At 64.5% G+C, this 3358-nt stretch carries 4 protein-coding genes; 1 reads left to right on the forward strand and 3 read right to left on the reverse strand.

Annotated features, from left to right (window positions below):
* Positions 1–7 precede the first annotated feature (7 nt).
* The 3 genes from ACE3S9_RS16985 to ACE3S9_RS16995 are packed head-to-tail and all read right to left on the reverse strand — an operon-like array spanning position 8 to position 2423.
* A complete protein-coding gene (locus tag ACE3S9_RS16985) occupies positions 8–1555 on the reverse strand; it encodes a SagB/ThcOx family dehydrogenase (protein WP_374547661.1) in 1548 nt (515 codons plus the stop codon).
* Entirely contained in the window at positions 1545–1979 is a 435-nt protein-coding gene (locus tag ACE3S9_RS16990; protein WP_374547663.1) for an ArsC/Spx/MgsR family protein, read from the reverse strand. The genes ACE3S9_RS16985 and ACE3S9_RS16990 overlap by 11 nt, the downstream gene beginning before the upstream one ends.
* A 12-nt stretch (positions 1980–1991) precedes the next feature.
* Positions 1992–2423: a response regulator gene (locus ACE3S9_RS16995; RefSeq protein ID WP_374547664.1), complete on the reverse strand. Its 432-nt coding sequence runs from the start codon at positions 2421–2423 to the stop codon at positions 1992–1994.
* Between the two features lie 438 nt (positions 2424–2861).
* On the opposite strand from ACE3S9_RS16995, the gene ACE3S9_RS17000 reads away from it, so the two are divergent.
* On the forward strand, positions 2862–3358 hold a 497-nt coding region (locus ACE3S9_RS17000), incomplete at its 3' end, for an AAA family ATPase (protein ID WP_374547665.1).

Here is a 3358-nt window from a genome sequence, read left to right on the forward strand (position 1 = left end):
TCCTGGATCATGGCTGAAAGGCCTTTGCGCGTTGCTTGTCGGGATAGGCGGGCTCGGTCGCGATGCGGGAATCCGTCAGCGGCGCGCCGACCGTGAAATGATAGACCGTCTGGAACTCTTTGGATTTCAGGCCGATGAAGGCATGAGTCTCGTCGTCGAAGAAACAGCCGACGCCCGTGCCGCGCAGGCCGAAGCGCTCGGCTTCGAGATAGAGCGCCTGGCCGATCATGCCGGCCTCCCAATGCAGCCGGCGATAGCTCCACGGATTCTGTTCGACGGCGCCGAATTCGGCGAGCATGGCCATGCCGAAACAGCAATCCGAGGCGATGGCCTGATTGCAGAACAGCCGCCGGGCCGCGCCGCGCGCGTCGCCGGCCTTCAGCAGATAGAGCGGCAGATTTTCCGGCGCGCCCGGCGTCGGCGTCCAGACAAAATCGGGATCGAGCGCCTGTCGCAAGGACGCCAGAGCCTCGGCGCTGCGCGGCAGAGCGTAAAGCCCGGGCTCGATCCCTTCGACGCGATGAACGAACAGGATGGGATGGATCTTGGGCGCGAAGCGCCAGATCGTCCACGGCGCCCGCTCCTGCGGGAGCGTGCTCGCAAGAATGGCGAAAAACTCCGCCGCCGGCATCGCGGCGCGTCCGTCGAAATGTTGCGCGCTCCGGCGCTGCAAGATCAGTTCGGCGTCGGGCGCGGCGGCAGCGGGGACGTCCTGCGTCGAGGCGCCTGACTCCGAGGCGATCGCGCCAAGCGTCGCTTGCGCCACCTCGTCGATCACCGGCCAGCGATACATTGGCCGGCGGTCGAGCAGGTTGGCGTTGCCGGTCCAGACGCCCGTTTTCGCGGCAGGCGCGATCGCAGCCTCCGCGCTGGCGGTCGGGACGATCCGCAACAAAGCGTCGGGGTCTTCCTTTTCCGCGCGGTCGAAATCGTCTGCTCGGTCAAGGCCAAGCAAAGCAGCAATCTGCGCGCTGTCCGGCCCTTCGACCAGTTGCGCGCGCCAGCCCAGCGCGGCGGCGGCGTAAGAGAAGGCGCCGAGCGCATGGCCGAGGTCGAGCTGGCAATAACGGAAGGCGCGCTCGCCATATTTCCAGGCCTCGCGCCAATGGATCGAGGACAGTCCGATCCACAAGGCGGGTGTGTCGGATTTTTGTCCGGGATCGTCGCGGCGCCTTTGTTCGAGCGCATGGTCGCGCGAGACATAATGGTACAGCCCGTCGTCGAGCCCGTTCACGCCTTCGGCCAGCACATAGGCCTCGGTCGGGTGCAGATTGCCGCTCGACGGATTGCAGCGCAAAGCCCAGCGGTCGGGGCCGAATTGTTTCCAGGCCGACAGACCCATGGAGAGATGCAGCAGCGCGCCGATCGCCTCGGGGCCGAGGGCGGCTGGGGCGGCAAGGGTTTCGGGGGCTAGCGGCAGATCGACCCGCGCCGCGCCGTCGTAGGTGCGGAACGGATTGGGCTGCATGTCCCAATCCAGCGTATCGGGCCCCTTGGCGTAGCCGGTGAAACGATGTTTCGTCCGCTCGTGATAGAGCGCCGCCTTACCGGACATCGGCTTTTTCGGCGGGCGCGGGGCAGGGCGGGCCGGCAGGGCGCGAACAGCCTTGCGCCGCTTCAAGGCCGTCCGTTTGTCCGAGCAGCGACAGGACCGGCTCCTTGTCGAAGCCGGCGCAGCGCCGGCCCTCGGCCTCGATCAGCGGGCGACGGATCAGCAGCGGCTCCGCCAGCATCAAGGCGAGCGCGTCATCCGCGCCGAGCGCCAGCGGATCGATTTCGCCCGATTTGACGCGCGGCGCAGCCGGGTTGAACCAGTTCGCCACCGGCATGTCGCCGAAAAAGCCGAGCAGGCGTTCGCCCGTCCAGGGTTCGGCCAGCAGGTTGCGCTCGTCGAGCCGATGGCCGGCGGCGGCCAGCATGGCCTTCTGCTTGCGGTTCGTGCCGCAGCCCGGCTTTTCGTAAAAGGTCACCAGCGCCATCGCTCTCGACCGCTATACGATATTGAGCTGGATCAGCGGCGCCGCGCCGCCGCGGCCGAGCACCGTATCAACCTTCTTGCGCACGGCCTCGATGGTCAGCGGCTTGACCACCGCGCCATGGGCGCCCGCCTGCATGGCCTCGACCGCCAGTTTCTCTTCATCCTTCTCGCAGACGATCAGGACGCGGACGCCGGGATAGCGGGCGCTGAACTCGCCGAGCAGGTCCACGCCCCTCTTCTGAACCCAGGAGACGCCGAGCAGGATGAGATGCGGCGTCAGCCAATCCTGGCCCTTGTCGAAGGCCTCGTCGGGCGAGGCCAGCTCGTGGGTCTCGATCTCGTCATGCAGCATGAACTGCAGCACGGCGCGGGTGATCTCGTCCTCGTCGACGACAAAAACCCGTCGCTGATCGACCGCCTTGGAAGTCTCAACGCCAATCTGCATCGCCGCCTCGCTCGATATTGGGACCGGTCTCACTGGCGCGGCTCAATATTAAGAAAAGCACGCGCGCGTGATGCCCAAGCAAGTTCCATTCCGCCCTTCTGTCGGGATTGGAGCCTGGTCGCCGCCAGCCCTGAAATTGCGACAAACGTGTCTTGTTTGCCGCAGCCGCGACGGGCCTGTCGGGTTTTTCACAGAGGGCGGAAAGATGGCGGCTCTTGAAATATATTAATTAAAACAGTGTGTTGAGAGATAAAAAATTCTGGCACGCCGGTTGCAAACCTATTCGGCGGAACGGTGAGTAAGGGCTGAACGCACGTAGACGCGAGACGAGCGATGCGTTCCTTCCCGTCAAAGCGGGTCCGTTTCTGACAGAGAGAAACAGTCTCGCGCAGAACGCGCGAAGTTAACGCCAGACAGTCACTGATTAAGGAGCATGACATGGCTAGCTTGAGGCAGATCGCCTTCTACGGCAAGGGTGGTATCGGCAAGTCCACCACCTCGCAGAACACCCTCGCCGCGCTCGCGGAGATGGGCCAGAAAATCCTCATCGTCGGTTGCGACCCCAAGGCCGACTCGACCCGCCTGATCCTGCACGCCAAGGCGCAGGACACCATCCTGTCGCTCGCGGCGGCCGCCGGTTCGGTCGAGGATCTCGAACTCGAAGACGTGATGAAGATCGGCTTCCGCGACATCAAATGCGTTGAGTCCGGCGGTCCGGAGCCCGGCGTCGGCTGCGCCGGTCGCGGCGTCATCACCTCGATCAACTTCCTCGAGGAAAACGGCGCTTATGAAGACACCGACTACGTCTCCTATGACGTGCTCGGCGACGTGGTCTGCGGCGGTTTCGCCATGCCGATCCGCGAGAACAAGGCCCAGGAAATCTACATCGTCATGTCCGGCGAGATGATGGCCATGTATGCGGGCAACAACATCTC

The sequence above is a fragment of the Rhodoblastus sp. genome (assembly GCF_041915505.1).
Classification (GTDB): domain Bacteria; phylum Pseudomonadota; class Alphaproteobacteria; order Rhizobiales; family Beijerinckiaceae; genus Rhodoblastus.